The organism is Leucobacter sp. M11 (assembly GCF_035726885.1).
GTDB lineage: Bacteria > Actinomycetota > Actinomycetes > Actinomycetales > Microbacteriaceae > JAPFRB01.
In genome coordinates this window covers 598550-602790 of sequence record NZ_JAPFRB010000001.1, presented here as the reverse complement: position 1 = coordinate 602790, position 4241 = coordinate 598550, and the positions used below count along the sequence as shown (strand labels likewise).

At 69.8% G+C, this 4241-nt stretch carries 3 protein-coding genes; 2 read left to right on the top strand and 1 reads right to left on the bottom strand.

Annotation, left to right across the window (positions count from 1 at the left end; genetic code table 11):
• Together OOT08_RS03090 and OOT08_RS03085 are read left to right on the top strand one after the other, a co-directional pair.
• Positions 1-1498 (top strand): long-chain-fatty-acid--CoA ligase (locus OOT08_RS03090; protein WP_325091078.1); only part of this gene is annotated, 1498 nt, incomplete at its 5' end.
• Positions 1499-1687: 189 nt separating this feature from the next.
• Positions 1688-3487 carry an ABC transporter family substrate-binding protein gene (locus OOT08_RS03085; protein ID WP_325091077.1) on the top strand — a complete coding sequence of 600 codons (1800 nt, stop codon included), beginning with the start codon at positions 1688-1690 and terminating at the stop codon, positions 3485-3487.
• Positions 3488-3527: 40 nt separating this feature from the next.
• Here OOT08_RS03085 and OOT08_RS03080 read toward each other — a convergent pair.
• The coding region (locus tag OOT08_RS03080) for a CocE/NonD family hydrolase C-terminal non-catalytic domain-containing protein (protein ID WP_325091076.1) at positions 3528-4241 on the bottom strand (714 nt) is incomplete at its 5' end.

The following is a 4241-nucleotide window of genomic DNA, read 5'->3' as shown; positions in this document are numbered from 1 at the left end:
CGAGGGCCTGCGCGCGCTCGGCGTCAAGCACGGCGACCCGGTCGCGATCGTGCTCCCGAACTGCCCGCAGCACATCGCCGCCTTCTACGCGGTGCTGCGCATCGGCGCGGTCGTCGTGGAGCACAACCCGCTCTACACCCCGCGCGAACTGCGGCACCAGTTCGAGGATCACGGCGCGAAGGTCGTCATCGCCTGGGATAAGGTCGTCGGCGCGATCCAGGCCTTCCCGCAGGACATGCGGCCCAACGCCATCGTGTCGGTCAACGTGACCCGCTCCATGCCCGCGCTCATGCGCCTCGGCCTCAGCCTGCCGGTGCCGGCCCTGCGCAGCAAGCGCGCCCAGCTCACCACGCGGGTGCGCGGGGGCTCCACCTGGGAGGAACTGGTGTCCGCGCTGCCGATCGCGGCAACCGTGCCCCGCCCCGAGTGCGACGACATCGCCGTCATCCAGTACACGAGCGGGACCACCGGGCGACCCAAGGGCGCGGTGCTCACGCACCGCAACCTGATCGCCAACGCGGCCCAGTCCCGGGCCTGGGTGCCCACGATCGAGCGTGGGGAGGGCTGCGTCGTGTACGCGGTGCTGCCCATGTTCCACGCCTATGGCCTGACGCTCTGCCTCACCTTCGCGATGAGCATGGGCGCCCGGCTGGTGCTGTTTCCGAAGTTCGACCCGGAGCTCGTGCTCAAGGTCGTGAAGAAGCGCCCGCCGACCTTCCTGCCCGCGGTGCCGCCCATCTGCGAGAAACTGATGCACGCGGCCGACGAGGCCGGGGTGAGCCTCGAGGGCATCCAGATCGGCATCTCGGGTGCGATGCCGCTCAACGAAGCGCTCGTGGTGCCCTGGGAGGAGCGCACCCGCGGCTTCCTCGTCGAGGGCTACGGGCTCAGCGAGTGCTCGCCCGTGCTCATGGCGAACCCGGTCGCCGACAACCGGAAGGCTGGCACGGTGGGCCTGCCGCTGCCCGACACCGAGGTGCGCATCGTCGACCCGGAGCACCCGGACACCGCGATGCCCACCGGCGAGGCCGGAGAGCTGCTCGTCCGTGGCCCGCAGGTCTTCTCCGGCTACTGGCGCAAACCAGAGGAATCAGCGCAGGTGTTCCACGACGGCTGGTTCCGCACCGGCGACATCGCGACCCTCGACGCCGAGGGCTTCGTGACGATCGTGGACCGCATCAAGGAACTCATCATCACGGGCGGCTTCAACGTCTCCCCGTCCGAGGTCGAGCACGCGATGGAACTCGTCGAGGGCATCGAGGACGTCGCCGTGGTCGGGATGCCGAGCGAGCACAGCGGCGAGGAGGTCGTCGCCGCGGTCGTGATGAAGCCCGGCGCTCCCTTTGACCCGGAGGCGATCCGCGCGGGCCTGCGCGGCACGCTGACCCCGTACAAGGTGCCCCGCCGCATCGTGCAGGTGGACGAGCTGCCGCGCTCCCTGATCGGCAAGGTGCTCCGCCGCGAGGTCGTCGCCAAGCTCAACGAGCTCGACGCCTAGCTCGACGAGCTCGACGCCTAGCACCGCTGCCCCGCCTCAGCGGCGCACCGCGCCCCTTCGCGGTGCCGTCGCGGCGCTCGGCGACCCCGCGGACGGCACGGGCTCGCCGAAGATTCCGGCAGGGAGTCCCCGGCTGGTATCCCACACCCGTTAGGCTCGGGGGACCCGCTGGAATTTCAAGGAGGAAATGTGCGCAGTCCATCGATTCGCCGGACCGGAACCGCCCTGCTCGCCGTGAGCGCGATCGTGTTGCTCGGGGGGTGCTCCGCCCCGGCAACAGACTCCGGCGGCGGGGGCGGATCCGGCGGCGAAACCGGGGACACGATCACCATCGCGACGACGAACCCCTTCACCTCGCTCAACGGGAACACCCCGCAGGGCACCCTCGACACGAACGACATGGTCGGCTACCTGACCGGCTCCTCCGCCGGGTACGGGCTCGGCAGCTTCCGCACCCTGGACCCGGAGTACCAGGTCGTGGCGGAGACGGGCTTCGGCACGGTCGAGAAGCTCTCGGACGAGCCACTCACCGTGAAGTACACCCTGAACGAGGACCTGACCTGGTCAGACGGCGAGCCGATCACCGCGGACGATCTGCTGTTCGCCTGGGTGCAGAGCTCGGGCTGGTTCGACGACGCCGTGATCGATCCGGACAGCGGCGAGCCGACCTCCGGCACCCAGTACTTCTCGCTGTCCGCGAGCACCACCGGCTACGACCTGACCGAGTTCCCCGTGCTCGGGGACGACAACCGCTCGATGACCCTGACGTATTCGGCGCCCTACTCCGACTGGGAACTGCTGAACCCCATCGGGAAGCCGGCGCACGTCGTGGCGGAGCAGGCCGGCGTGAGCGTGGCCGAACTGACCGAGCTGTTCACGACCCTCCCGAAGGGCGACCCGAAGGCCCCCGCCCCGGTGAACCCGACGCTGCGCGCCGCCGCGGACTTCTGGAACACCGGCTACGACGTCTCCTCGATGCCAGAGGACCCGGCCCTGCTCGTGGGCAGCGGCCCCTTCGTGCTCACCGACTTCGTGCCGGAGCAGTCCATCACGCTGAGCCGAAACCCCGAGTACCGGGGGGACCACGCCCCGGCCTACGAAAACCTCGTGATCCGCTTCATCGGCGATGCAAACGCGCAGATCACCGCCCTGCGCAACCAGGAGGTCGACGCGATCTACCCGCAGGCATCCGCGGACACCCTGGTCGCCCTGGAACAGGCCAACGCCGAGATGCTCAGCGGAGACCAGGTGGCCTACGATCACCTGGACCTGAACTTCCGCTCCGAGACCTTCGCCGACGCCGACGTCCGCGAGGCGTTCCTGAAGACGATTCCCCGCCAGCAGATCCTTGATGCGATCGTGACCCCGGTCAACCCCGAGGCCGAGGTGCTGAACTCGCAGATCTTCCTCCCGGCCAACGCCGAGTACGCGGACGCGGTGGCCGCGAGCGACTATGCGCGCTACGACGAGCCCGACATCGCCGGGGCGAAGCGGCTGCTCGCCGGGAAGACGCCGACCGTCAAGATTCTCTACAGCAACGAGAACCCGAACCGGGTCGATGCGTTCCAGATGATCCAGGCCAGCGCGGCCGAGGCCGGCTTCGAGGTCGTCGACGGCGGCGACCCGAACTGGGCCTCCCTGCTCGGGGGCGGGGAATACGACGCCTCGCTGTTCGGCTGGGTGTCACCGGGGGCCGGCAGCGCGATGCTGCCCCAGTTCTTCAAAACGGGGGGCGGCTCGAACTTCAACGCCTACGCGAACCCCGAGGTGGACCAGCTGGTCGACCAGACGCAGGTCACCCTCGACGCCGCGAAGCTCGCCGAGCTGAAGATCAAGATCGACACGGCCACGCGAGCAGACGGCTACGGGCTGCCCCTGTTCCAGCTCCCCGGCGTCTTCGCGACGACCGGCACCGTGAACGGCCTTGAGTTCTTCGGCGGACAGGCCGGGATCGTCTGGAACGCGCAGGACTGGACCCTGAACCGCTAACGGATGGGTCCGGCGGCCGCCCGTTCGCCGGACCCACGCCCTAGGCCGAGGTGCGGGGAAGCGCCGCCCGGTACTCCCGCTCGAAGAACGGTTCGCCGTTCAGGAACGTCCGGATGTGCGCGGACTGGACAAAGTCTGTCGCGGTGCCGGTGAGCGTGAGCGAGGTCTCGATGCGCACCGACCAGTCCCCGCGCTCCAGCGTGATCGTCCACGCCGAACCGGCCTCGGCGCTCAGCGGGTCGTTGCGCTCGATGAGGTAGTGCTCGCGGGCGTCCTCGCCGTAGCTCAGGCCGTCCGGATACACCCGGTTGCCCCCGTAGTTCGGGTCCACGTCGACGCGCCACCGCTGCGTCTCCGGCTCGTAGCTGACCAGCCGTTCCGGCCGCGGCTCCAGCGGCGGCCCCGGCTCGAGGGCCAGGGGAGCGGCCTGCTCTGGCCCCGCGAAGCGCACCGGGTCCCGGTCCAGCACCGCGGCGTTGAGCTCCTCCAGATGAAGCACGCTGCCCGCCGGGTCGATCGTGAGCGCGCCGTCCTCGGGGTGCGGCCAGAGCCAGGGCCAGTAGCTGCTCGACAGCGCCAGCCGCAGCCGGTGCCCCGGCGGGACCCGGTAGGAGATCGCCACACAGGACACCTCGGCGTCCACGAACTCGCCCGGGACCAAATCCTCGGCGACGTCGAAGCCGTTGCGGTGCGTGAGGTTGATGGCGCCGCGCGTGATCAGCGTGGAGGAGCCATCGGGCGCTACGTCGCAGAG